General features: G+C 58.8%; 34 protein-coding genes and 1 tRNA gene. 15 read left to right on the top strand and 20 right to left on the bottom strand.

The window, feature by feature from the left end; all coding sequences use genetic code 11:
* Positions 1-3: 3 nt before the first annotated feature.
* From HBO10_RS19760 to HBO10_RS19725, 8 genes are all read right to left on the bottom strand, one after another.
* Positions 4-321: a hypothetical protein gene (locus HBO10_RS19760; protein WP_169922072.1), complete on the bottom strand. Its 318-nt coding sequence runs from the start codon at positions 319-321 to the stop codon at positions 4-6.
* Positions 322-526: 205 nt separating this feature from the next.
* A complete protein-coding gene (locus tag HBO10_RS19755) occupies positions 527-1,807 on the bottom strand; it encodes a site-specific integrase (protein WP_169922071.1) in 1,281 nt (426 codons plus the stop codon).
* Entirely contained in the window at positions 1,804-2,220 is a 417-nt protein-coding gene (locus HBO10_RS19750) for a VRR-NUC domain-containing protein (protein WP_169922070.1), read from the bottom strand. Before HBO10_RS19750 ends, HBO10_RS19755 begins: the two co-directional genes overlap by 4 nt.
* The gene (locus HBO10_RS19745) at positions 2,217-2,513 is read right to left on the bottom strand and encodes a DUF1364 domain-containing protein (RefSeq protein WP_032903588.1); all 297 of its coding nucleotides are present in this window, start codon (positions 2,511-2,513) and stop codon (positions 2,217-2,219) included. Before HBO10_RS19745 ends, HBO10_RS19750 begins: the two co-directional genes overlap by 4 nt.
* The gene (locus tag HBO10_RS19740) at positions 2,485-3,246 is read right to left on the bottom strand and encodes a replication protein P (protein ID WP_130174703.1); all 762 of its coding nucleotides are present in this window, start codon (positions 3,244-3,246) and stop codon (positions 2,485-2,487) included. The genes HBO10_RS19745 and HBO10_RS19740 overlap by 29 nt, the downstream gene beginning before the upstream one ends.
* Positions 3,246-4,022: a helix-turn-helix domain-containing protein gene (locus HBO10_RS19735; protein ID WP_169922094.1), complete on the bottom strand. Its 777-nt coding sequence runs from the start codon at positions 4,020-4,022 to the stop codon at positions 3,246-3,248. Before HBO10_RS19735 ends, HBO10_RS19740 begins: the two co-directional genes overlap by 1 nt.
* 11 nt (positions 4,023-4,033) lie before the next feature.
* Positions 4,034-4,777 (bottom strand): phage regulatory protein/antirepressor Ant, encoded by a 744-nt coding sequence (locus tag HBO10_RS19730; protein ID WP_346343136.1) that lies wholly within the window; start codon positions 4,775-4,777, stop codon positions 4,034-4,036.
* 141 nt (positions 4,778-4,918) lie between these two features.
* On the bottom strand, positions 4,919-5,146 hold the full coding sequence (locus HBO10_RS19725; RefSeq protein WP_138726142.1) for a helix-turn-helix domain-containing protein: 228 nt from the start codon (positions 5,144-5,146) through the stop codon (positions 4,919-4,921).
* Between the two features lie 44 nt (positions 5,147-5,190).
* Here HBO10_RS19725 and HBO10_RS19720 point away from each other — a divergent pair, with 44 nt between their 5' ends.
* The 6 genes from HBO10_RS19720 to HBO10_RS19695 all read left to right on the top strand — a co-directional run bounded on the left by HBO10_RS19720 (position 5,191) and on the right by HBO10_RS19695 (position 8,140).
* Positions 5,191-5,919, top strand: coding sequence for a LexA family transcriptional regulator (locus tag HBO10_RS19720; RefSeq protein WP_262378115.1), 729 nt, complete (start codon positions 5,191-5,193; stop codon positions 5,917-5,919).
* Between the two features lie 284 nt (positions 5,920-6,203).
* Positions 6,204-6,587 carry a LuxR C-terminal-related transcriptional regulator gene (locus HBO10_RS19715; RefSeq protein WP_169922069.1) on the top strand — a complete coding sequence of 128 codons (384 nt, stop codon included), beginning with the start codon at positions 6,204-6,206 and terminating at the stop codon, positions 6,585-6,587.
* Positions 6,588-6,610: 23 nt separating this feature from the next.
* A complete protein-coding gene (locus tag HBO10_RS19710; protein ID WP_155290851.1) occupies positions 6,611-6,772 on the top strand; it encodes a hypothetical protein in 162 nt (53 codons plus the stop codon).
* Positions 6,773-7,112: 340 nt separating this feature from the next.
* On the top strand, positions 7,113-7,394 hold the full coding sequence (locus HBO10_RS19705; RefSeq protein WP_169922068.1) for a hypothetical protein: 282 nt from the start codon (positions 7,113-7,115) through the stop codon (positions 7,392-7,394).
* Positions 7,391-7,705 (top strand): hypothetical protein, encoded by a 315-nt coding sequence (locus tag HBO10_RS19700; RefSeq protein ID WP_169922067.1) that lies wholly within the window; start codon positions 7,391-7,393, stop codon positions 7,703-7,705. Before HBO10_RS19705 ends, HBO10_RS19700 begins: the two co-directional genes overlap by 4 nt.
* An 81-nt stretch (positions 7,706-7,786) precedes the next feature.
* Entirely contained in the window at positions 7,787-8,140 is a 354-nt protein-coding gene (locus HBO10_RS19695) for a hypothetical protein (RefSeq protein ID WP_169922066.1), read from the top strand.
* Here the strand turns inward: HBO10_RS19695 and HBO10_RS19690 are convergent.
* On the bottom strand, positions 8,096-8,611 hold the full coding sequence (locus HBO10_RS19690) for a hypothetical protein (protein ID WP_169922065.1): 516 nt from the start codon (positions 8,609-8,611) through the stop codon (positions 8,096-8,098). The genes HBO10_RS19695 and HBO10_RS19690 overlap by 45 nt on opposite strands.
* Before the next feature lie 86 nt (positions 8,612-8,697).
* Positions 8,698-9,462, bottom strand: coding sequence for a DUF4145 domain-containing protein (locus tag HBO10_RS19685; protein ID WP_262378116.1), 765 nt, complete (start codon positions 9,460-9,462; stop codon positions 8,698-8,700).
* Between the two features lie 51 nt (positions 9,463-9,513).
* Here HBO10_RS19685 and HBO10_RS19680 point away from each other — a divergent pair, with 51 nt between their 5' ends.
* The 5 genes from HBO10_RS19680 to HBO10_RS19660 all read left to right on the top strand — a co-directional run bounded on the left by HBO10_RS19680 (position 9,514) and on the right by HBO10_RS19660 (position 11,853).
* Positions 9,514-10,017: a DUF4406 domain-containing protein gene (locus HBO10_RS19680; RefSeq protein WP_169922063.1), complete on the top strand. Its 504-nt coding sequence runs from the start codon at positions 9,514-9,516 to the stop codon at positions 10,015-10,017.
* On the top strand, positions 10,014-10,577 hold the full coding sequence (locus HBO10_RS19675) for a hypothetical protein (RefSeq protein ID WP_169922062.1): 564 nt from the start codon (positions 10,014-10,016) through the stop codon (positions 10,575-10,577). Before HBO10_RS19680 ends, HBO10_RS19675 begins: the two co-directional genes overlap by 4 nt.
* Positions 10,578-10,656: 79 nt before the next feature.
* Positions 10,657-11,256 (top strand): hypothetical protein, encoded by a 600-nt coding sequence (locus HBO10_RS19670; RefSeq protein WP_169922061.1) that lies wholly within the window; start codon positions 10,657-10,659, stop codon positions 11,254-11,256.
* Positions 11,237-11,644 carry an HNH endonuclease gene (locus tag HBO10_RS19665; RefSeq protein WP_169922060.1) on the top strand — a complete coding sequence of 136 codons (408 nt, stop codon included), beginning with the start codon at positions 11,237-11,239 and terminating at the stop codon, positions 11,642-11,644. The genes HBO10_RS19670 and HBO10_RS19665 overlap by 20 nt, the downstream gene beginning before the upstream one ends.
* Positions 11,620-11,853 (top strand): hypothetical protein, encoded by a 234-nt coding sequence (locus tag HBO10_RS19660; RefSeq protein ID WP_169922059.1) that lies wholly within the window; start codon positions 11,620-11,622, stop codon positions 11,851-11,853. Before HBO10_RS19665 ends, HBO10_RS19660 begins: the two co-directional genes overlap by 25 nt.
* Positions 11,854-11,888: 35 nt before the next feature.
* Here the strand turns inward: HBO10_RS19660 and HBO10_RS19655 are convergent, their stop codons facing one another.
* A complete protein-coding gene (locus HBO10_RS19655) occupies positions 11,889-12,080 on the bottom strand; it encodes a hypothetical protein (protein ID WP_238346546.1) in 192 nt (63 codons plus the stop codon).
* Positions 12,081-12,256: 176 nt separating this feature from the next.
* On the opposite strand from HBO10_RS19655, the gene HBO10_RS19650 reads away from it, so the two are divergent.
* Genes HBO10_RS19650 through HBO10_RS19640 form a run of 3 tightly spaced genes read left to right on the top strand, consistent with a single transcriptional unit; the run spans position 12,257 to position 13,804 of the window.
* Positions 12,257-12,487 carry a hypothetical protein gene (locus HBO10_RS19650; protein WP_169922058.1) on the top strand — a complete coding sequence of 77 codons (231 nt, stop codon included), beginning with the start codon at positions 12,257-12,259 and terminating at the stop codon, positions 12,485-12,487.
* Between the two features lie 11 nt (positions 12,488-12,498).
* Positions 12,499-12,735, top strand: coding sequence for a DUF4224 domain-containing protein (locus HBO10_RS19645; RefSeq protein WP_169922057.1), 237 nt, complete (start codon positions 12,499-12,501; stop codon positions 12,733-12,735).
* A 4-nt stretch (positions 12,736-12,739) separates the two neighbouring features.
* Positions 12,740-13,804: a tyrosine-type recombinase/integrase gene (locus tag HBO10_RS19640; protein ID WP_169922056.1), complete on the top strand. Its 1,065-nt coding sequence runs from the start codon at positions 12,740-12,742 to the stop codon at positions 13,802-13,804.
* Positions 13,805-13,931: 127 nt separating this feature from the next.
* On the opposite strand, the gene HBO10_RS19635 is transcribed toward HBO10_RS19640, so the two are convergent.
* Positions 13,932-14,022, bottom strand: a tRNA-Ser gene (locus tag HBO10_RS19635).
* A gap of 152 nt (positions 14,023-14,174) precedes the next feature.
* Here HBO10_RS19635 and HBO10_RS19630 point away from each other — a divergent pair.
* Entirely contained in the window at positions 14,175-14,846 is a 672-nt protein-coding gene (locus HBO10_RS19630; protein ID WP_003192030.1) for a Bax inhibitor-1/YccA family protein, read from the top strand.
* A gap of 70 nt (positions 14,847-14,916) precedes the next feature.
* Here the strand turns inward: HBO10_RS19630 and murB are convergent, their stop codons facing one another.
* From murB to HBO10_RS19590, 8 genes are all read right to left on the bottom strand, one after another.
* On the bottom strand, positions 14,917-15,936 hold the full coding sequence (murB, locus tag HBO10_RS19625; protein ID WP_034127854.1) for a UDP-N-acetylmuramate dehydrogenase: 1,020 nt from the start codon (positions 15,934-15,936) through the stop codon (positions 14,917-14,919).
* Complete coding sequence (locus tag HBO10_RS19620) at positions 15,933-16,397, bottom strand: low molecular weight protein-tyrosine-phosphatase (RefSeq protein WP_034127855.1); 465 nt, start codon at positions 16,395-16,397, stop codon at positions 15,933-15,935. Before HBO10_RS19620 ends, murB begins: the two co-directional genes overlap by 4 nt.
* Positions 16,397-17,161: a 3-deoxy-manno-octulosonate cytidylyltransferase gene (gene kdsB, locus HBO10_RS19615; protein WP_034127856.1), complete on the bottom strand. Its 765-nt coding sequence runs from the start codon at positions 17,159-17,161 to the stop codon at positions 16,397-16,399. The genes HBO10_RS19620 and kdsB overlap by 1 nt, the downstream gene beginning before the upstream one ends.
* Positions 17,158-17,343 carry a Trm112 family protein gene (locus HBO10_RS19610; RefSeq protein WP_003174668.1) on the bottom strand — a complete coding sequence of 62 codons (186 nt, stop codon included), beginning with the start codon at positions 17,341-17,343 and terminating at the stop codon, positions 17,158-17,160. The genes kdsB and HBO10_RS19610 overlap by 4 nt, the downstream gene beginning before the upstream one ends.
* 24 nt (positions 17,344-17,367) lie before the next feature.
* Complete coding sequence (gene lpxK / locus HBO10_RS19605) at positions 17,368-18,378, bottom strand: tetraacyldisaccharide 4'-kinase (RefSeq protein WP_034127857.1); 1,011 nt, start codon at positions 18,376-18,378, stop codon at positions 17,368-17,370.
* Entirely contained in the window at positions 18,378-18,806 is a 429-nt protein-coding gene (locus HBO10_RS19600) for a biopolymer transporter ExbD (protein WP_014718877.1), read from the bottom strand. The genes lpxK and HBO10_RS19600 overlap by 1 nt, the downstream gene beginning before the upstream one ends.
* A complete protein-coding gene (locus tag HBO10_RS19595; protein WP_034128146.1) occupies positions 18,803-19,438 on the bottom strand; it encodes a MotA/TolQ/ExbB proton channel family protein in 636 nt (211 codons plus the stop codon). The genes HBO10_RS19600 and HBO10_RS19595 overlap by 4 nt, the downstream gene beginning before the upstream one ends.
* A gap of 108 nt (positions 19,439-19,546) precedes the next feature.
* Positions 19,547-21,772 (bottom strand): DNA internalization-related competence protein ComEC/Rec2, encoded by a 2,226-nt coding sequence (locus HBO10_RS19590; protein ID WP_230633859.1) that lies wholly within the window; start codon positions 21,770-21,772, stop codon positions 19,547-19,549.
* Positions 21,773-21,793 lie beyond the last annotated feature (21 nt).

The following is a 21,793-nucleotide window of genomic DNA, read 5'->3' as shown; positions in this document are numbered from 1 at the left end:
GGTTCAATCCCCTGTGAAGTTGGTGGCGCCAGGGCCACGGCGGTTGTTCTGGTTGTATTGCGCTTCAGCACCGGCAGGCTTGAAGCAGTTGAATTGTGCGATCTGGTGCTCGGCGGCCTGGAGCCGGATGCTCAGCTGCGTCACCAACACTTCCAGCGGCAGCGACTCACCGGTTTCGTCGGCGACCCAGCCCGAGGCGTTGCACTGCACGCAGGCCAGCTCATGGAAGACGCCCTTGATCACTGCGCGACCACGGCATGCCGGGCACCTGGCCAGTTCAAGTTGGGCGGCGCGAAATGCCGGGCCGTGAGACTTCTTCATTTCTTCGGTGCCTCTTCGTGATCGGTGGCGCAAGCCATCGTCCGGTCATACCAAACGATCCCATGGGCTTTTGCTGCGATCGAATAAGCCCGGATAGCGGGGATCGGACTCTCCCGTGACCACTCCCAAATGCGGTAAAACCAATCCATCCGAGATATGGCTTTGGCGATGAGGAATGTCGGGCAAACGATGGCTTCTCTCATTTTTAAACCTCGCCTATGGTTGATTCTTGAATGGCCTTGCAGCCCTTGTTTTCCGTGGCTTCCAGCGAATTACCGGAATCTCCCGTTCTAACGCCGGTCAACCCGTGAATCAGGGCAAAGCCACGCTGGTCTAGATGCGCGTGCCACTTCTCCAAGGCATCGCGCTTGCGCCCCATCACGTCGGACTGGATGTACACCTTCACGTTGTGGCCCATGGCATGGTTGATCAGTAGCTCGCCGATCAGGTGGTCGATGCCGATATCTGCCCAACCGGTGCGGGCCACCTTGCGCAGGTCGTGGCTGGTCCACTCACCACGCCCCAGGCGCGTGAACACGGCACTGGCCTGGCCCTCGCTCAGTGGCTTGCCGTTGCGCGCTGGGAATACGTACTGCCCGTCGTAGCCATTGGCGTACTGCCAGTCGCGGTAACGCTTCAGGATTTCGCACATCTGCTCGGTCAGCGGCAGGTGATGCTCGACGCCGGTCTTGGTGTGATCGCCAGGGATGAACCACTCGCGCTCGGCCAGGCTGATGTGCGGCCACTGGGTCAACCGGCTTTCACCGATGCGGGTACCGTGACACAGCATCAACAGGGCCAGCATGGCGTCACGCGGAGCTGAGACGAACACGCCAGCCAGTTGCTCGAGCACTTCAGGCAACTGGACGCCACGCAGCCGGGACGGCTTGATGCCGACCTTGGCCTTGGAGAAGTCGCTGAACTTGATGCCGGCCATGGGATTGGAGGCGATCAGGCCCAGCTTGAATGCCTGGCGAAAGGCAAGGGCCAGGAGCTGGAACACCAGGCGCACGTAGTCGATGGACAGCGTCTCCTGCAATGGCCACATCAACTGACTGTCCAGTGTGGCCTTGTCGACTCCATTTAAGGAAAGGTCGCTCAGTCGCGGGATCAGGTGGCACTTGATAGCCGAGGCGCCGGTTTTCTTGCGCTTGCAAGACAGGTTGCGATCACGGGCCATGCGCTCGGCGTACCAGGACAGCAGCTCACCGACGGTTGCCCACTTCGACAAACTGGTGCCCTCGCCCGCCTCCAGACGCAGGCGAATCGCCGGGAGCGCTGCGACCACCTGCTTGGCGTTTAAGTCGGGGTAGCTGCCGATCAGATTCCATTTCCTCTTGGTTACCAAGTACCAGGAGGCGCGGTCACGGGCCTTTGTGAAGCGCAGGTATAGGCCACGGTTGTCCGTGTCGCGCAGAACGAGCGCGTCACTGTAGGCCTGGCGCTTTATTTCGGCGTCGGTGATTTTCACGGCAGCAGTTGTCATGCAGCGGCCCTCGTTTGTGGTTGAAGTAGGTAGGCCCGGATCGCCTCGATGGCGTCGATATGCCCGCGGCAGACGATGGCCAGGTAACCCTGATCCGTCAGCGCCTGCAGGTAAGCGTCCTGGGCCGGGGAGACGGCGGCGTCATATGGCGCCCGGGCCTTGAATTCGATGTACAGGCCGAAGTACCCGCCGCGTGCCATAGGCAGCACCAGATCAGGTACGCCGGCCTTCACACCCTGCTCTTTCAGCTTGATCGCCACCAGCTTGTGCCGGTGCCCACCGTTAGGGACGTGAAAAATGAGCTTGGCGGCGACTGGGTAACGCAGCGCGACTTCCTTGAGCAGCGCGGCCTGCTCCAGGCCCTCACGGTCGATGGACCTGGCGCGCACTGGCTTCGCAATGAATGCCTTCAAAGTTTTACCTTCCCTTCACTGATCAGGATGTCTTGGGTGCGCATGACGCCTTCGGCGAGGAACAGGCGGACCTCGTATTTGGTCAGCTCCCCGGGCGCACGCAGGCGTCCGTCGGCAATGTCGTGGCAGTAGCCACAGGCCCAGGCCGCCTGGAAGTCGTTGGGTTTCATGCCCATGCCGCAGGTACCGGCCAGGCGGTAGTGCGCCAGAACTGTGGTGGACGGCTCGCAAGAACAGCCAGGGAACCGAACCTGGCAGTCACGATCACGCGCGGCCTTCGTAAGTTTGCTCATTGCGCCTCCCGATACCGAATCTGGCCAGCAACTCTTGGCGGGCGGCCTTGCCATCCGTCTTGATACCCATCCGGGCGACCTGCGCACAGGCAACTCGCTCGGTGAGCTCCGAAGCCAGCTCGGCGGCCGACTTGTTGCCGTCGTAACCAATGCCCACGGCGATTTCTTCAAGCGGAAGCCCCTGCACCAAGCGGCGAATTGTTATGTCGTAAGCCCGGTCAAACACCTTGCTGGCCTTCTCGGGGATCAATTCGCCGAGGTTATGCAGTTCGCACTGCAAAGCAGCGTGACGGACCGCCGGGTGAGACCAGGTGCGCGCACCAAAACGGCTTGGGTGGGAGTTTTCGAGCGCCTCGCGGAACGCCTTGTCGTGGGAAGGGATGCCAAGCATCTCGGGAGTCGGCTGGCACCATTTGATGAACTTGCCGACGCTTGGCGCAAAGTCTCCGCCGATCTGCCGGCAGTTCTGCAGTCCGTACCGGATCTGCTCAAGGGTCGTTATCCCCGCAACGATGAACGCCTTAATCCAGCTGCGCTTGGCGGCATTCAGCGATTCGGCATCAGGCCAAGCCTGTTTCCAGGCCGGGAAAATTGCCTGCAATTCTTTGAACAGCGCGTTCACGACGTCGGCAGTACCCGGCGGCAACTGCTTCGGCTGAACCAGCATTACCGGCGGAAGATTGCCCATCGTGCTGAGCAGCTGCTCGGTGCTGCGTGGCTTTTTAATTTCCATCACAGATCCCCCAGATCGTTCGCCCAGCTGGTGTCATCGAAGTCAGGCGCCTTGCCCTGCCCTGAAGCTTTCACGCGTTCGCGCTTGACCCACTGAACCAGCCGGTAGCACCAGCCGGCGGAGGTGTCGATGGTTGATGGCTTGGCGACGAAGAACCCCATGAACGCCCGAATCGCCGCTTCAGGGACCGCATCGGCAGGAAGCCCGGCGATAGTGATTTGATCGGACAGCCCCTTCTCGTTCGGAACCCAGGTGGCGAACATGGCGAAGCGCTGGCGATCGTCCTGCGGTTCGATGGCGGCGTTGTTCTGTTCGGCGAGCGCGGCATCAATCTCGCGCTGCTGCAGCTGCTCTTCGGTTCCTTGATGGTTAGGTGGTGGATTGGGTGCAACTGCTGCACCCCGTTCTGTTCCAGGCTGCACCCCGTTCTGTTGTGGGTTGCACCCCGTTGCGTCATCTGCACCCCGTTTTGTTCGGGGTGCAGGATTTGCACCCCGCGATATCTGAAGGTCGTAAACGACTGGGCGGCGGTCATGGCGATCGATATGCACAGCCGCGATAGCCTGGTTGCCCTTCTGGATCAGCCCGGACTTCTCCAGATCGTCCAGCTTGTAACGTACGGTACGTTCGGATAGGCCTGTGTCTTGGGCCAGGGTGGAAGCAGATGGAAAGGCGCCGGTACCGTTGGAGCCGGCATAGTTGGCCAGGCACAGCAGCACATGCCGAGCGCTGGAGTCTTTGAGGGTTTGAACGGGCAAAGAGAGCGCCCATGACATTGCTTGAACGCTCACAGCGAAGCTCCGATATTCTTTTCAGCCAAATAGGCCAAGCCTTTGGGTGTCACGAGGGGTTGGAAGGCTGCACGATCCTCGCCGGTCTCGGGGTCGCTCTTCAGCGCCGTGACCTTGTGGACCAGATAGCCGGAGGTGATACGCGGCTGGTAGGCGGTCCAACGTTTGGAACCACCACGGTGGAAGATCCACCGGTTCTTCTCCAGCCACAGGAACAGCCGGGACGGCGGAACCTGAAGTTGTTTGGCGGCATCGCTAATGCAGATCGCGCCGAAGGCCGATGCCAGGCGCTTGATGGCAGCGACCTTCGGTGCCTGATCCAGAATAACCAGTCGAAGAGATTGGTTTTCCTTGGCTTGGTCGGCGGCCGCCTGAAGTGCCTCTGCGTAGGTCGCCGGAATTTGGAACTGATCCGCCCTCGCCTCCAGCTCCTGCCAGCGATCAATGATCCGCGCGCGCAGTTCGACGTTGTAGCCGGAGACCACCACTAGAGTGTCGCGCTGGGAAAGCAGGAACTCCCGATAGACCTGACCGTTCTGCGGGTGGATATAGGGGGTGTCGTTTGAAGAAACGACACCCTTTGCAACCAAGGCCCGGACGGTTTTCAGCACGTTGTCGTGCGTGCTGCCGGTCAGCTCGGCGATTTCGCGTGAAGACATAGTGTGTCGCGACACGTTTTGTTCCTGACGAAAAAGTGTCGCGACATGGGGGGTATTGCCTGGAGCGGTATTGGTGTTCATAATGGCCCCACTGTGTTTTACAAGTTGTTGAAAGGACCGCCCTGCCAGGCGGTTTTTTTATGTCTGCGATTTAGATACTGGATGAATTAACAGCTGATCCAGAATCTCTACCGTCACGCGCGCTGCTAATGGAGAATCCGCTCACCCAGCAAGCTCTTCGTTTGGATAAAGGTCAGGCCTCATATCGTGACGCGTTACCTTTCCGCCAACGGCCCTCTCGAACGGAATGACGAGATCTGCAGGGATGCGTTTGTTGCGGTGAACGCATTGCCAAATACGCGGCTGGCTGGTGCTGCATCGACGTGCAAGCTCTGCCTGCCCACCAGCCAGCTTCACCACTTCGTCGATAGGTCTTTCTTTGTTTGGCATGTCAGCTGCCTCAATGGGTCGTGGAAGGAATGATAACCTAAGTTATGAACAAGACCAACACATGTTATTTGATGAGCAATAACACATGTTTTAATCTGCTTGGCATGGAAAACAGAACAGAAAATCTCAAAGACCGCATCCTCACCCGGCGCTTGAAGCTGGACCTTAGCCAGCAGCAACTGGCCGAAAGATCGGGCGTAAGCCAGGTGACGATTCAGCATCTGGAGAGCGGCAGAAATCGGACATCCAAGAAACTTGTCGACATCGCCAGGGCGCTTGGGGTATCTGCTGAATGGCTGATGAGTGGTGTTTCTCCCTCAAAAGCAGCGACTGACCGTTATGAATCCAACGTCAGCCTCGCGCCCCAACCGCGCCGATCATTCGAATACCCAGAAATTAGCTGGGTGCAAGCGGGAGCTGCTAAGGAGTCTGTGCAGGAACTAAATCTGGCGGATTGTGAGAGACACGCTTCTGAGGCGTGGGCGGGCGAAAATGGGTTTTGGCTGAGGGTAGTCGGGCCGTCCATGACGCCGGTCTTTCAAGAAGGCATGGTCATTTTAGTGGCGCCGGACGTAGAGCCTGAAAATGGGCAATACGTTGTGGCTCGAATGGTTGATACAGATGAGGCGACCTTTAAGCAATTCATTCGCGACTCCGGCCGCTATTACCTGAAACCGCTTAACCCTTCATTTCCGACGACTCCAATGGACGACACCTGGGAAGTCGTGGGCACCGTGATCGATGGGAAGCTGGCGAAGTCAGTGTTCCGATAGCTCTCCGAAGCAAAAGAAGCCTGCCGCTGAGCAGGTTTTTTTTCGCCTGTCGAAAATTTAATAACTTAGGTTATTGACACGCGACCAACCTGAGTTATCATTCGATCCATAACTTAGGTTATCAAACGACTGGTGAAGCCGCCAGATAGCACGGGATCAGCGAAGTGATCTCCCAGCCCCGGAAAGCGGGACCGACTGGATCAAGCTCTTTAAACAGAAAGGAAGATTTCACTGGCTGGCCTTGGCAACAGGGCCAGACGGGAAAACAACCGGGAGTCACATTGATGGAAGCAACAATCGTCAGCGGCGCATGGAAGGGTCATCTCGGACGCGGCCTTGCGCCAAAGGAAGTTCAGTACCTGCTGGGCAGCGCCCAGGGCAAGACAGCGAAAGAGATTGCCCGCCAGTTCGACGTGGCGGCCTGCACCGTGGCCAAACGTCTTTCCTGCGCCATGTTCAAGCTTGGCGTGACCCGCCAGACAGCGGCAGTAGCCGAAGCCATGCGCCGGCAGATCATTTCGCCGATGTGCTTCGTCCTGGCGAGCCTGATCGCCATGCACGCAATGATCGGTGACGACTCAATGCGTCGTGACCGCCGAGTACCGGAACGCCGTACCGCCCAGGTGCGGATGGTGCGCCGGGCCGAACAACCCGTGTTGCTCGCCTAATTCATCCACCAGAGGCACCCACCATGAAGCACGCTACAGCAATATCCCAGCTCGAAACCCACGCATCCAACTGCGAAAACAACGCAGCCATCCAGGAGCGCGAAGGCGAACACGAAAGTGCCGCCACCAACCGCTCTAACGCTGCCGACTACCGCCAGGCAATCGAAGCGCTACAGGCCGAATAAGCATCACCTCTGCCCATTCGATGAGTGGGCTTTGGGATGCGGACGAAAACCCGGCGCGCGCCGGCCACCTGCATTCAACAGGCCTAGAGAACGGTAGCCACTGCCAAACCAGTGAGCGAACAGAGGGAGGATTGGCAGCCATGTGAATCACAACGAACCCTAGACGCCACAGCGTCTACCGCGTGACGTAGGGAGGTCTACGAAGCGCACTGAAAGCCCGGTTTCGACTGGGCTTTTTTATGGCTCGCCTTTACCCGTCAGCACCCTCCCCTGGGCCCACCGGCACATACCAGGCGGTCAGGGTGCTGACGAATAAACGCAACCCACTGAGGTATCCACCATGCACGCATCAATTCAACAGCGCGTAGACGGGGTTGCGGCCCTGCATATGCGCTCTCGCCTGGCCACCGCCGAGCTCTACGCCATCATCGGCAAAGAGCCGCCGGCCCAGAAAATTCGATTCCAAATCCGCAATGTCGGCAACGCTTACCACATCGTGGAGCTCGCCACCGACAAGGTGAAGGGCTTCCGCTGGACATGGAAAGAGGCCAGCAACTTCGCCCAGGCCCTGGAATCTCGTGCAGACGGCGTGAAGGTGACGCTGTCAGGTGGTGCGAAATGATCGGCGTACCGATGCCAAACCCGAAAGACGCTGTGATTGCTGACCTTAACCGCCAGATGGATGCATTTTTCGGCGCGGGCAATTCAGTTGAAGAGATCGCCAGCGGCGTATCAGGCGAGAAAGGCGGACCAATCAAAAGCACTCGTAGCGAGAAGCTGCGCGCAGCTCGGGACAAGATAGCGCCGCAGTTAAAGCGCCTTGTCGATGAGGGGTATTCGCTGCACGAGGCTTGCCTGGAAGCCGGCGTTGACTACAAGCGCGCCAGGCTGATCGCCAGCGAAAACAACTTCAAGCTGCCCAGCAATCCATGAGGCGGATCAGCAACCAGGTGCGACAGCGCCGGCGCCAGGCATGGCTTGATTTGCCAGCATATGAAATCGAAGAGGTAGGCCATGGCCAAGGACAACGCCCAGATCCAGCGGGACAAACGTGCGAAAGAGAAGGCGCTGCTCGACAAGATCGGCGCCGAGAAGCGGTCGTTGATTGTCTCGAAAGCGCTCGATGATGCACTTCAGATACTGGGCGAGCGCCACGATTTCGAGGAATGGCAAGAAACAGTATCGACCTTCCTGATCAACTTGGCAGCGGCTCCCTCCGAGGAAACGGCACGATTCGCAAACATGTCGCGACCTGAAATAGTGGTATCTGAAAAGCAGTCGCGACAGCTGCAAAAATTTGCAGAGACCGGTCTTGATGCATTATCAGGAATAGATGATCCCGGGTACGTGCCCATGAATCTTAAGTAGCGAGTTCATCCTTCCCTGAACGGCTTGATCGGTCGACACCGAATCAGCCCACTTATCGACTGCGTCAGCCATTTCAATGCAAAACTCATCTACCTGAAGTTGGAGAGTATTGTTGATCTTGTTCCGGTGGATTGAATTCCCGTTACCAGGTGGAAAGATGAAATGAAAATCATCCAAGGCTTTCCTTGCCCGCTGCTGTGTAATGTCAGCTCCGCCTTCGTGCAAATAGCTGCACCTAAGGGCGTAGCAATCTTCACCAGTTAGAAATATATGAAGCCCTGTGCGTGGCATGTTGCTTGTGTAGCCTGGCTCCATCCAGATTTTGAACCAAGCTGGATAGCGCTTTCCGCTCGGCACGGCTGGATCAACAAGCCGCCCACAAACATCAGGCATTGTTAAGGCAGCTGACAGCGCTACATACCAATCACCATTCGCGACAGCCGATCTCAAGCTCTCAGTGAAACGCTTCATAGCTTTTCTCCTTGATCCGGCTCCATGCCGGTCACCCGTAATACCCCATATCACTGAACAGCGCCAGCCGGATAAAGCTACTTTGTTCACAACCCCAACTTATGTAAACGCCCAACAGGCCCTTTACGATTATTGATTGCCGCTGCCAATTCTTTCAACTCTTTTCTCCGATCACCGTAAACCTCTTCGAGTAGAAACTCCATTATCTCTAGGGCGTGTAAAGCGTCATCGAACTCTATTTCGTTTCCGGGATGGCTCCCATGGTTCCCTAGCCACCGAATCGCGTTAAACAGCTCCTTGATAGTTTGTTGCTCTTCGGCAAGTAGATTAATTCGATGGCCAAAAGAAAGCGTTTTTTCACCCTCCTTCGCTGGAATCTCCAACTTATTCAAAACTAACTCAGCAGCAACTCTAACACTATTACAACAGGAGGCTGGACTGGTGAAATATAGGGACGAAGCAACAGACAAAGGGGAGATAACCTCGGAAGGAGTGCTCGCCGCATAATCAATCAGTTGAAGTGGAGGATGAAAAAAACTCGGACTGTAGTATGAAGTCCAGTCGCTGACCCAATTACCATGCTCATCTATATCATGATCAATATTAACAACACCATTCCCAACCATAAACACTAATTCTTTACATGTCACACACTTCAACGCACAACTAAAAACAAGCACTATATGATCCGGGTCCCACCATTCCTCTCCATGCTGAATTTTTGAAGCCTCAGTTTCTTGGGAGTCGAACTCCCCGGATAGGCGCAGCACACCGCCATGACAACTAGGGCATTTATATTCAAATATAGAACTCTTAGTGAAGCCACCCTTCAATACTCCTTTATTCATCATCACTGCCCCCTCCCTTCAGTCAATCGCAGATCATAACTTTGAGTGCCTCCTATGCCTACAGAAAACCGAAACCACCCGGAAGATCACGCCGCTATCGAGCGCCTGCACCAGAACTATGTGGGCAAGATCGAGCGCTTCTCCGATGAGCTGATGACGTTTCAGGACGCGGCCTACGCCATGGGCTTGGATCGTGGTAAGAAGCTCGCCATCAAGCCCGGCGTAACCCTCCAGGTCGCACGCGCCAACCGCGTCTACGTGGCCGGCCCCATGACTGGGATCGCCGAATTCAACTACCCGGCCTTCAACGCCGTGGCCGATCAGCTGCGCGCCCAGGGCTACGAAGTCGAGAACCCAGCAGACCACGGCATCGTTGAGGGTGCCCAGTGGGCCGACTACATGGCCTACGACCTGACCCGCCTGGGCCTGTGCGGAATGATCGCCCTACTGCCCGGCTGGGAGCATTCAAAGGGCGCAAAGCTGGAAGTGCTGATCGCCGAGAAGCTCGGCATGACCGTTGTGGATGCCCATGATCTGGTAACGAGGGAGGCTGTATGAGCGAGGTAAAAAGCTTCTGGTGCCACGAGGCATCCAACGTCTTGTGCGTGCGGGCCTCAGACTTCGACAACTTGACCCGCCTGTTTCTGGACGCCGCCGAGCGCGCCGTTGCTTCGGAGCGCCGCGAGAAGGAACTGCAACAGCGCCTGAACGCAGCGGATGAGCGCTGGGACGAGTTGGTCAGTGCGGTACGGTCAATCAACCGCAGTCCGCACTACATGGTCAAAGCGATTGACGACGACCAACCGCAGTACAGGCAGCGCAAGGAAGGGATTGATTGGGTGCTTGGGCTTTGTGACGCAGCGCCTACCTCCAGTGAGCGATCCCACAAGGACTACGCCATCGAGCACGCCGAATACATGGCCAAGTCAGCCGATGACGTGCTGGCGAAGTTTCAGGTATACGGCCTAGCTCTTCTGGCCGTCGATGAAGGCGGCGACGACGGTGAAGGTGAGCTGTTCGAGAATATCGACTCCGCCCGTGGCAACCTGCAGGAGTCACTGGTAGATCTGCGCAGCATGGTTTACGAGTTCCGCAAGCGTGCCGCCAAATCCCGATAGGAGTACATCCGTACTCCTGCGAAAAACCTGTAACCCCTCCCCCTTCAAAGTCAGCCGCTATAGCGGCAAGGACGAAGTCATGCCTGAAGAAAAAGTCGTGATGTACGAATCCCCACAAGCTGCCAGCATCCAAACCGTCACCGGCTGGGTAGGCGCTGATGGCCGCTTCTGGGGCAAAGATGAGCATATGGCGCGCTGGTGTGGCGCCACCCATCGCCACTGCGAGAAGAATCCAGATCATCCGATCCACGAGATTCGTAGCTACTGCCAGCCTTGTCACCAGGAAAGCCGACAAGCGAAGTTTGCAGCGATGCCCGTCAAGGAATGGTCTGGCGAACCGTTGGTAATATTCGATAGCGACCAGTACTTCTTTGACGAAGACAGCCTACGTGACTTCCTCATCGACAGCGATATCGACCTGGCAGACCTGCAGCTTTGCATCTGTGAGCCGAACATGCCTCGCGAGATCGATCCTTCGGACGTCTTCAGTGATGATCTATCTGACGACGGTGAGATCCGTGATCAGCAGCTTGTCGCAGCATTCGACCTACTGAACGAAATGATTCGCCAGTCCGAGCCACTTTCGTGGTCAGAAGGCGGGTACGCCGCTCAACTCCCTCAGCCGCTCATCGACGAGATCACTGCCGCGAGGGCCGGCCATGCGCTTGAAGAAAGCTGAGCGCGAGCAAGTTCGTTTGAAGTACGGCGGGCACTGCGCCTACTGCGGTGTACTGCTGGGTGACCGGTGGCACGCTGACCATATGGAAGCGGTATGGCGCGAGCCCGAACGGGTGAACGGTCTGTACACCGGCGCCATCGTTATGAGCCGCTCAGCGAACCATGCCATCGAAAACATGATGCCCGCTTGCGTCCCGTGCAATTTAAGCAAGGCGGCGATGCCCTTGGAAGTATGGCGTGAACGCATCGCCGGGCACCTCAACTCCCTCAACAGTTACCACCCCATCTACCGCCTGGCTAAGGCATATGGCCTGGTCGCCGAGACCGGAGCCCCGGTGGTGTTCTACTTCGAAAAGGAGACCCTATGGGCTACATCAACCCACTGTTAAAGTTGCCATCTGGCCGCGCCCTTTTGGATCTACCAGCAGAAGATAGGGCGCGGATTGAAGCCGTAATGCGCGACCTGCGCGACCAGGCCAACACCGAGGCGGAGAACTCCTGGAAGCGCCGCAAAGGCCCCATGGCCGCCTACTGGCGAGCCGTCTCTACCTACGCGCGCCACCTAGCGCATGCGCTTTCTCACAAACCCCTGCCCTAACCCAAATCCCCCTACATGCCTGCCGGTGAGCGTCGTCAGGGCAACTGGCTGTCGATCCATCGTTCAGCTGCCGCCATCGCGTCATCAAGCGCTGCCGGGTAGTCAGGCCAAGGGCCTTCCAACTTTGCTGCAACCTCACCCAAGCCATTGATGGGTGCTGGCTCAATGATCTTTGCGGCAACAGGGCTCTGGTCGTTCGGGCGACGCCAGTCGAACTTGAGAAACATCACGTGGCCCCGGTAAGCGTGCGCTATCGGAGCATCGAAGTTGTGTGACACGTCCATGCCTCATCACGAACTAAGTTGAACCCTTTTGTACACCGCTTCGGTCCTGTTTGAAAGATAGGCAGAAAGCTATCACTCCAATCCCCTATACGCCGCCCCGCGCGGCTAGGACACACCCCATGTTCGCTATGAAACTCACCCTGACTGTACTGGGCGCCCTGTTGTACCTGGTAGGAACCCTCGGCTGGTTCTTCTGGGCTGGGCCTGACCTTGTTGGCACAGGCACCAACGAGGCACTGCTCTACGCCTTCGCCGGCACATGCGCCTGGCTGCTGACCTCCTTCGGCCTGGCAATCCAAATCATCAAGACAGCGAGGCCCGCGGGCTCACTCGACAAACCACAGGCGTAGAGGTGCACACCATGGAAATGCAAAACGAAACCCTTGCCGAAGAAGAAATCGCTGCAATCACTGGCTATATGATCCCGTCGCGCCAGATCGCGTGGCTCAACCTGAATGGATGGAAGTACGTGCTGACGCGGGCGCGCCGGCCGGTTGTTGGCCGGGTGTACGCCCGGATGAAGCTAGCAGGCGTAAAACCCTCAGCAGAAAACGTTGCGGCCGAAGCCTGGTCGTTGGACTTGTCACGAGTAGGATAAAAAGATGCGAGCGAAAAAGGCGGCAAACAGGGACCTGCCGCCGCGAATGATTCGGCGCGTACGCACGCTGAAGGGTGGCAAAGAGTGGGTTGGCTATTACTACGACGGGAGGAATGAAGACGGGAAGCGGGTGGAAATCCCGCTCGGGGGTGATTTGGATATCGCCAAGGCTGAATGGGCAAAGCTTGATTGCAAGCCCGTGCCGAAGAAGAACGCCCTGCTGGCCCAGGTGTTTGACCGGTATGAGCGGGAAATAATCCCTGGCAAGAAACCAAAGACGCAGAGCGACAATCTGCTGAGCCTTAAACAGCTGCGCAAGGCTTTCAATGACGCCCCCATTGACGCAGTTTCGCCACAGATCATCGCGCAGTACCGAGACAGCCGGACTGCCAAGGTTCGAGCCAATAGGGAGATATCCCTGCTATCCCACATCTACAACATTGCGCGGGAGTGGGGACTGACCGAAAACAACCCCGCCGCCGGCGTGCGCAAGAACAAAGAGGTGCCGCGTGACTTCTACGCCACCGAGGAAATTTGGGGCGCAGTGTATGCGGTAGCAGCCTCGGAACTGCGTGACGCGATGGACCTGGCCTACCTGACTGCCCAGCGCCCGGCGGATACGCTGTCGATGCGTGAGGCGGACGCCGTGAACGAATTCCTGCAGGTATCCCAGGGCAAGACATCGAAGAAGCTACGCATTCGCCTGACCGCTGCCGGCGCACTAAATGACCTAGGCGCCTTGGTTGCAAGGCTGATAGAGCAAAGGCGCTCCCGCGGCGTGCGAAACCCTTACCTGATAGTCACCGAAGACGGCAGGCAGGTGACTAAGCACATGCTCCGCCTACGCTTCGACGATGCTCGCGACAAAGCAATTGCCATCGCCAGAGAGGCAGGCGACGGTGTTCTTGCATCCAGTATTCGACAGTTTCAGTTCCGTGACATCCGCCCGAAAGCTGCCAGTGAGATTCTGGACCTAGGCGATGCCAGCCGCCTGCTGGGGCATACGGACAAGCGGATAACCGAGACGGTTTACCGTCGTGTTGGGGAGATTGTGAAGCCGACACGCTGACCGCGATCAGCGCTAGGTTGCGGAAACTGCCGGAAATGATGCGGAAACGATCAGTCTGTAGAGATTTTTCTAAGACAAACCCCAGAAACGCAAAAGCCCCGCTTTCGCGAGGCTTTCGTGTAAATCTTGGCGGGAAACCAGGGATTCGAACCCTGGAGACGCTATTAACGTCCGCCGGTTTTCAAGACCGGTGCATTCAACCACTCTGCCAATTTCCCTTGTGCATCACGGGATTATAGTAGCCCATCCCGTGTCAGCGGGCGCCATAATACCCGAATGAAACACACTGTCAAACTCTCTGCATCGCTTGTTACAAGACGTCTGTTATGATCTTTGCGACTGAACGTTTCAAAACTGAAGGAGTGTCGCCATGCGCGAACAGAATTACGCAGTGAATGGCAACGCGCAGGCTGAGCAGCTTGAAGTCAGCCGCGTGTTGCGCAACACCTACGGCTTGCTCGCCCTTACCCTCGCATTCAGCGGCGTGATGGCTTACGTGGCCCAGCAGATGCGCGTCGGTTACCCGAATATATTTGTCGTGTTGATCGGCTTCTATGGCCTGTTCTTCCTGACCAACAAGCTGCGTGACTCGGCCTGGGGCCTGGTGTCGGCGTTTGCCTTGACCGGTTTCATGGGCTTTATCCTCGGCCCGATCCTCAACCGTTACCTGGGCATGGCCGGCGGTGCGGAAGTGGTCAGTTCGGCATTTGCCATGACGGCCCTGGTGTTTGGTGGTCTGTCGGCCTACGTGCTGATCAGCCGTAAGGACATGAGCTTCCTGGGTGGCTTCATCACCGCAGGCTTCTTCGTGTTGCTGGCGGCGGTGGTGGCCAGCATGTTCTTCCAGATCAGCGGCCTGCAACTGGCGATCAGCGCGGGTTTTGTGCTGTTTTCCTCGGTGTGCATCCTGTTCCAGACCAGCGCCATCATCCACGGCGGTGAGCGTAACTACATCATGGCGACCATCAGCCTTTATGTATCGATCTACAACCTGTTCATCAGCCTGTTGCAGATCTTCGGCATCATGAGCCGCGATGACTGATCAATCGCAGCAATAAAAATGCCCCGTATCGCGAGATACGGGGCATTTTCATTTTCAGAGCAGATAAAGCTCAGTACTGATTGGGTTCCATTTCCAGCTCGACCTTGAAGCGCTTGAAGATATCTTGCTGGATGCGTAGCGCAAGCTGGGCAATCTCTTGCCCGGTGGCGGTGCCGTAGTTGACCAGTACCAGCGCTTGCATCTTGTGCACGCCCGCATCGCCCTCCCGGAACCCCTTCCAACCGGCCTTGTCGATCAGCCAGCCGGCGGCGAGTTTCATTTGGCCGTCTGCCTGAGGGTAGGCCACCAGGTCCGGATACTGGCTTTGCAGTTCAACCGCCAGGGCCTGGGACACCAGTGGGTTCTTGAAGAAGCTGCCCGCATTGCCCAGCTCTGCCGGGTCTGGCAGTTTCTCGCGGCGAATGCTGCAGATCGCACGACTCACATCGCTTGGCGTGGCGTGGGTGATGCCCTGCGCAACCAGACGCTGTTGCACCGGGCCGTAGTCGAGTTTCAGGTGAGTGGCACGGCTGAGGGAAAAGCGTACCCGCAGGATCAGCCAACGCCCGACTTCGTGCTTGAACAGGCTGTCACGGTAGGCGAACTTGCATTCGTCGAGGCTGAAGTCCCGCAGTTCGCCCGTCTGGCGATCCAGGGCGGTGAGGCCGGCGAAGACATCCTTGATCTCTACACCATAGGCGCCGATGTTCTGCATCGGCGCGGCACCGACAGTGCCGGGGATGAGGCTGAGGTTTTCCAAGCCGCAGAAGCCGTGTTCAAGGGTCCACAGCACAAACGGATGCCAGGCTTCGCCCGCTTCGGCTTCGACCACCACGTGCGTGCCATCATCGCTCAGCACACGAATGCCTTGGGTCGCCATACGCAACACCAGCGCCGGAACGTCTTGGGTCAGCAGCAAATTGCTGCCGCCACCGATCACCAGCAACGGCACCGCATGTGCGGCGGCATAGGCGATGGCGTCGCGCACGTCAGCATCACTGTGGGCCTCGGCAAATAATTGCGCGCTCACATCAATGCCAAAGCTGTTGCATGGCTTGAGCGATACCTGCGCACGCACTTGCAAGGTCATAACCGCCCCTTCAATTCGATCACCAATAAGTCACAGGCGCGTTCGATCAGGTCAAGGACCCGTTCGAAACCTTGCTCACCTTCATAGTAAGGGTCTGGCACCTCGTCCACTTCGCCATCAAAGCGACGCAGGAACAAATCCAGCTCCGCCTTGCCCTGCCCTGGCTGCATGGCTTTGAGGTTGCGCAGGTTACTGTTGTCCATGGCCAGGATCAGGTCATAGCGGGCAAAATCAGCACGGGAAACCTGCTGGGCACGCTGGCCCGACAAGTCATAGCCGCGCGCCAGCGCCGCACGCTGGCTGCGCTGGTCCGGTGGGTTGCCGACATGCCATTCGCCGGTACCGGCAGACGCCACCTCAACCTGGCCCGCCAAGCCTGCTTCACGCAACTTATGGCGCAAGATACCTTCAGCGGTTGGCGAGCGGCAGATATTGCCCAGGCATACAAACAGAACTTCCATCAGGCGCCCAGCAGGCGACGGACGCGTTCGAGGTCTTCCTGGGTGTCGACACCGGCTGGCGGTGCTTCCAACGCATCGCCCACGTGGATACGCACGCCGTGCCAGAGGGCGCGCAGTTGTTCCAGGGACTCGGTATTCTCGAGCCAGCACGGGCCCCAACTGACGAAGTCGTGCAGGAAACCGGCGCGGTAGGCATAGATGCCGATATGGCGGCGATATGGCACGCCCTCCGGCAATACGTCGCGATTCTTGGCAAAGGCATCCCGCGCCCACGGCAAGGTGGAGCGACTGAACGTCAGTGCCAGGCCGTTGATGTCGCTGACCACTTTCACCACGTTCGGGTTGAACAGCGTCTCGATGTCTTCGATCGGTTCGGCCAGGGTCGCCATACGCGCCTCGCCATGGGCCGCGAGGTTGGCAGCGACCTGATCGATGACACCCGGCGGTATCAATGGCTCGTCACCCTGCACGTTCACTACGATCGCGTCGGGTGCCAGACCCAGCTGAGTGGCGACTTCGGCCAGGCGATCAGTGCCGGAGTTATGGTCTTCGCGGGTCAGGACCGCTTCGGCACCAAAGCGTTTGCACGCCTCGATAATACGCGGGTCATCGGTGGCCACCACCACCCGTTCGGCGCTGCTCTTGCACGCTTGCTCCCACACCAGTTGGATCATCGGCTTGGTGCCGATCATTTGCAACGGTTTGCCCGGCAGACGGGTCGAGGCATAGCGCGAGGGAATGACAACGGTAAAGGCGGTGGTCATTTATCCAGGCGCTCATCGGTGGTCAGGGTGCGGGCTTCGCTTTCGAGCATGACCGGGATGCCATCGCGGATAGGGTAAGCCAGGCCGGCACCTTTGCTGATCAGCTCGGTTTTGTCGGCGCTGAGCTTGAGCGGGCCTTTGCAGATCGGGCAAGCGAGGATATCGAGCAGTTTGGTGTCCATGAGTGTTTCCTGGAAAAAAGCGTTTTAAGGCAAAAGACGGTTGGGCAACAGACGCATCAACTGCGTGTCGAACCAGGCGACGAACGCCGGCGACGGTACCGCATCCACCGCAAGGTACCACCAGTCGGGCTGGGCAAAGGCGCGGCACTTCACCGCGTCCTTTTCGGTCATGACCAGCGGCAATGACGGGGTAAAATTCAAGACCTCGGCGCTGTAGGGCGCGTGATCGGCAAAAGCATGGGGTAACGCCTGCCAGTGTAGCGTTTCAAGGGTATTGAAGAAACGTTGCGGATTGCCTATTCCGGCCACCGCATGCACCTGCTGGCCCTGCGGAAAATAGGTGACCGGCTGGCGCTCGCCGCTGTGCAGGTTGACCAGCGCTGTGGGCTGCAGGCGGAAGGCAAAGCCATTTTCACGGTCTGTAACGGCACCGTTATAAAGCACCCCGTCCACACTCTGCAGGCGCTCCACCGGTTCGCGCAACGGCCCGGCAGGCAGGCACCGGCGGTTACCGAGGCCACGGGCGGCATCGATCAGCACCAGTTCAAGATCGCGGGCCAGGCGGTAGTGCTGCAGGCCGTCATCGGAGAGGATCAGGTCCAGGGGCTCGCAGGCCAGCAGGGCCTTTACCGCACGACTGCGATCAGGATCGATCATCAGCGGTACACCGCTGCGCTGCACGATCAGCAAGGGTTCATCACCGGCCACCTCGGCACTGTGGCCGGCCTCGACCCGCCACGGCAACTGCGGCGGCTTGGCACCGTAGCCTCGACTGACCACTCCTACGCGCAAGCCGCTGCGTCGGCAGTGCTCGATCAACCACAGGATCAAAGGCGTCTTGCCGGTGCCTCCCACTGTAATATTGCCCACCACGATCACTGGCACAGACGACTGATAAATCTCGCCCTCGCCCGCCACGAAGCGCGCACGCTTACGTTGAACCACGCAGCGATACAGCGATTCCAGCGGTCGCAGCAACATTAGTGCTGGATGACCTTCGTACCATGCCTTGAGTAAACGGTCGGAGATGGCCATCAGGGCGGGCTCGCCGCCTCGACGGTGGTCATGCGCAAATGGCTGAAACCGAGCTTGCCGGCAGCGTCCATGGCGGTGATCACGGCCTGGTGCGGGGTTTTGCCATCAGCGCTGATGGACAGCGGCAACTGGGTGTCGCCGCCAGATTCCTTCTGCAACGCCTCCATCAAGCTGGCAAGGTCGTTTTTCTCCAGCAACTGGTTATTCACCGAAAACACCCCTTCGGCGCTGATGGCGATGTCCAGTTGCTTGACTTGCTGGTCTTCGGCAGGCGAGCCACTCACCGCTTCAGGCAGGTCGACACGCAACTGGGTTTCGCGGGTGAAGGTAGTGGTCACGACAAAAAACAGCAGCAGGATGAACACCACATCGATCAACGACGCGAGGTTGATATCAACATTTTCCCGTTGCTTGCGGCGAAATTTCACGCTTTGCCCTCGACCAGGTCTACATCACGGTCGCCCTGCACCACCTCCACCAGCTTGATGGCTTCCTGCTCCATACCGACCACCAGCTCATCAATGCGACGCAGCAGGAAACGGTGGAAGAACACCGAAGGGATACCTACCATCAGGCCGGCTGCGGTGGTGATCAACGCCTTGGAGATCCCCCCGGCCAGGACCGCTGCGTTGGTGGTCATGCCCGAGCCTGTGAACGAGCTGAAGATATCGATCATGCCGAGTACTGTGCCGAGCAAACCGAGTAACGGCGCCATGGCGGCGATGGTGCCAAGGGCGTTGATGTAGCGTTCCAGTTCATGGATGACCCGGGCGGCCGCCTCTTCGATGCATTCCTTCATGATCTCGCGACCATGCTTGGAATTGGCCAGACCGGCGGCGAGGATTTCACCCAGCGGCGAATTGGCGCGCAGCTCCTTGAGTTTCTGCTTGTCGAGCTGCTTGTTCTTGATCCAGCCCCAGACCTGCCCCAGCAGATGCTCAGGGGTGACGCGACTGGCGCGCAGGGTCCACAGGCGTTCGGCAACGATGCCGAGCGCAGCGATGGAACTCAGAATGATCGGCAACATCATCCAGCCGCCGGATTTGACCAATTCCCACACAGTGAATGCCCCCTCGAAAAAGTGCGCCACTTTATCATATAGGTTCGACAGCGGGGTTCGTCGGCTACACACCCGCCTGTTGCGGCTCGGGTCTTTGGTAACACGCGATTACGGTAACGGATCGCGCCAAAAACGGCGTTGACTGCGCGCAACCATCGGTGGCAGAAACGCCCCCAGGCGCAAGCGTACGGCACCCTGCTCGGCGCTGTCGTAAACCCGGCTGCCCAGCACGTGGTAGCGCTCCAGGACCTGCGGATGGGGATGACCGAACGTATTGCTGCGCCCGCGGGAAATCAACACCGATGTGGGCGCCAACCGTTGCAGGAACGGCCAGGATGACGAACTGCGGCTGCCATGGTGCGGGGCTTGCAGCCAGTCGGTCTGAACCGCCAACGAAGAGGCCAGAAAAGCCTGTTCGGCGGCGCGATCAATGTCACCGGTGAGCAGCAGGCGCTCCCCACTGGCCTCAACCTGCAACACACAAGACCTCGGATTGCCATCAAGCCCATCAGCCCACTGCCACAATTGAAATGACACACCCTCCCATTCCCATCGTTCGCCGCTGGTACAGGGTTGGGTGGCAAGAAAGTCTGGCAAACCTTCGGTTTCACCGCCCACTACACGCTTGACGGGCACCCCCCGAGCCACCGCCGCCGCACCCCCCGCGTGATCGGCATCGGCATGGCTGAGCAGCATCATGTCCAACTGGGCTACCCCGAGTTTTTTCAACGACGGCAACACGACGCGCGCGCCCAGGTCGACAGGCCCCGAGCGCGGCCCGGCATCGTAGAGCAACGTATGATGACGGGTGCGCAGGATCAGTGCCTGCCCCTGGCCGACGTCCAGTTGCACCACATCTACCTGCCCGTGGGGCACCCACTCCCTGGGCGCAAATACAGCCATCAACAGCATGGGCCAGCCCAGCACCCGGAACGGCAACCCCTTGGGCAGCAACAAAATCACCGCGCCAGCCAGGCTAACCAACCAATACCCCAAGGGTACCTCGGCGGGTACCCAGGCCGGTAATTGCGCAGCCAGCAGCCCCAGGCTTTTAAACAATCCGTCCAGCGCACCACCGGCCAGCCACAGCAACCCCTCCCCAGCCAGCGGCACCCACAGCAACGCCGTGCCCAGCAGCGCCAAAGGCAGCACTACCAGGCTGATCCAAGGCACGGCAAGGAGATTGGCCACAGGTGCGCTGAGGCTGATGGGCAAACCCAGCACCAACAACACTGGAAACAAACCAATGGCAATCAGCCACTGGGGTCGGGTCCACACCTGCCAGGCGCTCCAGGGCCCCAGGCGCCCGCCGAACGCCAACAGCAACACCGCGACCGCCGCAAACGACAACCAGAACCCTACCTGCAGGCTGGCCAAGGGCTCCAGTACCAGCACGCCGTTCAGTGCCAGCAGCAACGGCCACCATACTCCCAAATGGCGGAAACGCAGACGCCACAGCAGCACCAGGCCAACCATCATGCAGGCCCGTTGCACCGGCACGCCGAACCCGGCCAGCAGCCCATAACCCAACGCCGCGCCAAATGCCAGACCGCACGCCCACGGCAGCCACGGCCAGGTTCGGGGCCAGCAACCATAACGCGCCAGCATCGCGACCAAGCCGTAGATCAACCCCGCCAGCAAGCCGATGTGCTGCCCGGAAATCACCAGCAGATGCACCGTGCCCGTGTCCTGCAACACCTGCCAATCCTCAGGCGCCAGGCCGGAACCGTCGCCCAATACCAGCGCCGCCAAGCCCGCCTCGCGGCCTTGGGCATCCACCGCCATCAGGCGCTGGCGCACAGCATCGCGCCAGGCATTGCGGGCCGGTGCGAGACGCTCACCGTCTTTTACCGTTGCAGTAGCACCGATACGCTGGGCCAGCAGCCAGGCTTCATGGTCGACCCCATGGAAATTGAGCAGGCCCGCAGGCCGCTTGAGTGTCAACGCCAGACGCCAGCGTTCACCGCTGTTCACCACTGGCCCGCCGTGCCAGGACACGCGGATACGTTTGGGCAGCCGAACCTTGCGCGACCGGCCGTCGGCCATTTCAAAGCGCACGCCCGTACCCGTCTGCTGAGGCAAGCCCACCACACGCCCCTCCACCCAGCGAGTCTGCCCGTCCAGGGCCGGCTGCAGCCGATCATCCAGCGCCCGCTGCGCGCTGAGACAGGCCCAACTCAAGCCCACCAGAAAGAACGCCACGGGATAGGACCGAAAAGGCAACAGCATCAAGGCCAGCACGAGCATTGCCAACAACCCGGCGCCAGGCGGCAACACCGGTAACCACCGCAACGCCAGCAACCCCAGCGCCAACGCCAACATCCCTGTCTTCATGGATCATCCTTTTCCAGTGAT

The organism is Pseudomonas sp. WS 5503 (assembly GCF_012985385.1).
GTDB classification, from domain to species: Bacteria; Pseudomonadota; Gammaproteobacteria; order Pseudomonadales; family Pseudomonadaceae; genus Aquipseudomonas; species Aquipseudomonas paracarnis.
This window is presented reverse-complemented; position numbering and strand designations above follow the sequence as displayed.

Coding starts and splice junctions, on each gene's coding strand:
- HBO10_RS19760 (WP_169922072.1), bottom strand. CDS start 321: ATGAAGAAGTCTCACGGCCCGGCATTTCGCGCCGCCCAACTTGAACTG.
- HBO10_RS19755 (WP_169922071.1), bottom strand. CDS start 1,807: ATGACAACTGCTGCCGTGAAAATCACCGACGCCGAAATAAAGCGCCAG.
- HBO10_RS19745 (WP_032903588.1), bottom strand. CDS start 2,513: ATGAGCAAACTTACGAAGGCCGCGCGTGATCGTGACTGCCAGGTTCGG.
- HBO10_RS19740 (WP_130174703.1), bottom strand. CDS start 3,246: ATGGAAATTAAAAAGCCACGCAGCACCGAGCAGCTGCTCAGCACGATG.
- HBO10_RS19735 (WP_169922094.1), bottom strand. CDS start 4,022: ATGTCATGGGCGCTCTCTTTGCCCGTTCAAACCCTCAAAGACTCCAGC.
- HBO10_RS19730 (WP_346343136.1), bottom strand. CDS start 4,777: ATGAACACCAATACCGCTCCAGGCAATACCCCCCATGTCGCGACACTT.
- HBO10_RS19725 (WP_138726142.1), bottom strand. CDS start 5,146: ATGCCAAACAAAGAAAGACCTATCGACGAAGTGGTGAAGCTGGCTGGT.
- HBO10_RS19720 (WP_262378115.1), top strand. CDS start 5,191: ATGAACAAGACCAACACATGTTATTTGATGAGCAATAACACATGTTTT.
- HBO10_RS19715 (WP_169922069.1), top strand. CDS start 6,204: ATGGAAGCAACAATCGTCAGCGGCGCATGGAAGGGTCATCTCGGACGC.
- HBO10_RS19710 (WP_155290851.1), top strand. CDS start 6,611: ATGAAGCACGCTACAGCAATATCCCAGCTCGAAACCCACGCATCCAAC.
- HBO10_RS19705 (WP_169922068.1), top strand. CDS start 7,113: ATGCACGCATCAATTCAACAGCGCGTAGACGGGGTTGCGGCCCTGCAT.
- HBO10_RS19700 (WP_169922067.1), top strand. CDS start 7,391: ATGATCGGCGTACCGATGCCAAACCCGAAAGACGCTGTGATTGCTGAC.
- HBO10_RS19695 (WP_169922066.1), top strand. CDS start 7,787: ATGGCCAAGGACAACGCCCAGATCCAGCGGGACAAACGTGCGAAAGAG.
- HBO10_RS19690 (WP_169922065.1), bottom strand. CDS start 8,611: ATGAAGCGTTTCACTGAGAGCTTGAGATCGGCTGTCGCGAATGGTGAT.
- HBO10_RS19685 (WP_262378116.1), bottom strand. CDS start 9,462: ATGATGAATAAAGGAGTATTGAAGGGTGGCTTCACTAAGAGTTCTATA.
- HBO10_RS19680 (WP_169922063.1), top strand. CDS start 9,514: ATGCCTACAGAAAACCGAAACCACCCGGAAGATCACGCCGCTATCGAG.
- HBO10_RS19675 (WP_169922062.1), top strand. CDS start 10,014: ATGAGCGAGGTAAAAAGCTTCTGGTGCCACGAGGCATCCAACGTCTTG.
- HBO10_RS19670 (WP_169922061.1), top strand. CDS start 10,657: ATGCCTGAAGAAAAAGTCGTGATGTACGAATCCCCACAAGCTGCCAGC.
- HBO10_RS19665 (WP_169922060.1), top strand. CDS start 11,237: ATGCGCTTGAAGAAAGCTGAGCGCGAGCAAGTTCGTTTGAAGTACGGC.
- HBO10_RS19660 (WP_169922059.1), top strand. CDS start 11,620: ATGGGCTACATCAACCCACTGTTAAAGTTGCCATCTGGCCGCGCCCTT.
- HBO10_RS19655 (WP_238346546.1), bottom strand. CDS start 12,080: ATGTTTCTCAAGTTCGACTGGCGTCGCCCGAACGACCAGAGCCCTGTT.
- HBO10_RS19650 (WP_169922058.1), top strand. CDS start 12,257: ATGTTCGCTATGAAACTCACCCTGACTGTACTGGGCGCCCTGTTGTAC.
- HBO10_RS19645 (WP_169922057.1), top strand. CDS start 12,499: ATGGAAATGCAAAACGAAACCCTTGCCGAAGAAGAAATCGCTGCAATC.
- HBO10_RS19640 (WP_169922056.1), top strand. CDS start 12,740: ATGCGAGCGAAAAAGGCGGCAAACAGGGACCTGCCGCCGCGAATGATT.
- HBO10_RS19630 (WP_003192030.1), top strand. CDS start 14,175: ATGCGCGAACAGAATTACGCAGTGAATGGCAACGCGCAGGCTGAGCAG.
- murB (WP_034127854.1), bottom strand. CDS start 15,936: ATGACCTTGCAAGTGCGTGCGCAGGTATCGCTCAAGCCATGCAACAGC.
- HBO10_RS19620 (WP_034127855.1), bottom strand. CDS start 16,397: ATGGAAGTTCTGTTTGTATGCCTGGGCAATATCTGCCGCTCGCCAACC.
- kdsB (WP_034127856.1), bottom strand. CDS start 17,161: ATGACCACCGCCTTTACCGTTGTCATTCCCTCGCGCTATGCCTCGACC.
- HBO10_RS19610 (WP_003174668.1), bottom strand. CDS start 17,343: ATGGACACCAAACTGCTCGATATCCTCGCTTGCCCGATCTGCAAAGGC.
- lpxK (WP_034127857.1), bottom strand. CDS start 18,378: ATGGCCATCTCCGACCGTTTACTCAAGGCATGGTACGAAGGTCATCCA.
- HBO10_RS19590 (WP_230633859.1), bottom strand. CDS start 21,772: ATGAAGACAGGGATGTTGGCGTTGGCGCTGGGGTTGCTGGCGTTGCGG.